Annotated in this window: 2 protein-coding genes and 1 pseudogene; all 3 read right to left on the bottom strand. The window is 35.0% G+C overall.

Features of this window, described 5'->3' with window-relative positions:
• Positions 1–335: 335 nt before the first annotated feature.
• A complete protein-coding gene (locus tag ACFINZ_RS09600; protein WP_375633257.1) occupies positions 336–731 on the bottom strand; it encodes a type II toxin-antitoxin system HicB family antitoxin in 396 nt (131 codons plus the stop codon).
• The gene (locus ACFINZ_RS09595) at positions 728–928 is read right to left on the bottom strand and encodes a type II toxin-antitoxin system HicA family toxin (RefSeq protein WP_375633256.1); all 201 of its coding nucleotides are present in this window, start codon (positions 926–928) and stop codon (positions 728–730) included. The genes ACFINZ_RS09600 and ACFINZ_RS09595 overlap by 4 nt, the downstream gene beginning before the upstream one ends.
• 63 nt (positions 929–991) lie before the next feature.
• Positions 992–1,462 (bottom strand): annotated as a pseudogene (locus ACFINZ_RS09590) (hypothetical protein); the annotation flags it as partial.

Below are 1,462 nucleotides of genomic sequence, written 5' to 3'. Positions count from 1 at the left end.
TAGTGCAGTGGCGTCATTAAATACGATTTTTTACACTATGTCAACAAAAAAATCATGATCTTGTATTTTTTTATTTTAAAATAGAATATATAGAATTTTCTAAAACATTTTAGATTTTATAAATTATTGTGAAATTATTATAGGAGGGAAAGGCAATGACAGGTTCAGAAATATTAGATGCCATGTATATAGTATCAATGATAGTTATATCCCTCTTAACTATAGCGTTTTGTTTGCCTGCCGCCTTTTGATTTTCATTAATAGTTTGCGGATCATATGCAATTACACGCTTTTGCAAAAAAATCGAGAGTGAGAAATTTTTCCAGATTGATGAGCTAAATATTAAGCTCGTGACGGGCTGCTGTTGCCAAAAAAGCAGATCTTGTTAAACCTCTCTTTTGTGCACAATTATCAATTGCACGTAAAAGCCCTCGTTCAATTGATATATTTGTGCGTATGACTTCTGAATCATTTTCAATAAAAGGAACTTGTATTAAAAAAGCTCCTTCTGACAAAGCTGTTTTGACAGATTCCCGTTGTATGACTTCTTCAAATTTTGAAGGAATAGGCACTCTATCTACATCTTCACAATAAAGTTGGAGTGCTTCTGTTGCATTTGCTATTAAATTTTCTTCCTCATCAGCAGCAGAAAAAAGTCCCTCAAAATCAGGAAACTGAACACCAAAAGCAGAGTCTTCATCTTTATGAACAAGAGCAAAAAATCTTTTCATTCTTCTTCTCCTTCTTTTAACCAGCCTGCTTGTTGTGCGATAGAACGTGCTGTACCAATCGGAAGATTTTTTTTAGGATGTGGAACGATAACAACCTTATCATCTTTTTTTAATTTATGATGAGAACCTTTCACTTTGATAAGTTCAAAGCCATCACGCTTTAATTTTGTAATGATTTTTCGGCTATCTTGTTCCATTCCCCTCATGATGTGTAAATATATACACATTTTAATGATTTTTCATCTGATGTCAATTCTTTTTTAACGGCTAAAATGTTTATAAAGCGCATTAAGAGCAATGCGCAATGAAAGCACAAGGTGTGGTAGTGATTGATCTTCTATGACAAGATACTGTAATGCGGCATGAAGGTTATATTGACGGTGTAAACATTGAGCTTCTTGAACAACATCTTTTACAGCTAAAAGACGTTGTGTTGCCTTCTGTACCCATTTCTCTCTTGCTCCGTTATCAGAAGTTGTAGGCATTTCATCATAAATTGCATTAGGCAATCCTTTTGCACATAGGTAATTGTTTTTCACTTCAAGATATTTTTGCGCAGCATCATATTGGTCTTAATTGATTTCGCCTTGCAAATAAAGCCGCCCGATATAGGTACTGGAAAGTGGATTTTTAGCCTCTTCTATGGTCAAGCCAAAGCGTTTGGCACGCATTTCAAGTGCCAATTTATCCATGGGTTCATGCGGTGTTTTTGCTCGTGAGATGCGTCCGTT

The sequence above is a fragment of the Bartonella sp. AA81SXKL genome (assembly GCF_042196945.1).
GTDB lineage: Bacteria > Pseudomonadota > Alphaproteobacteria > Rhizobiales > Rhizobiaceae > Bartonella.
This window is presented reverse-complemented; position numbering and strand designations above follow the sequence as displayed.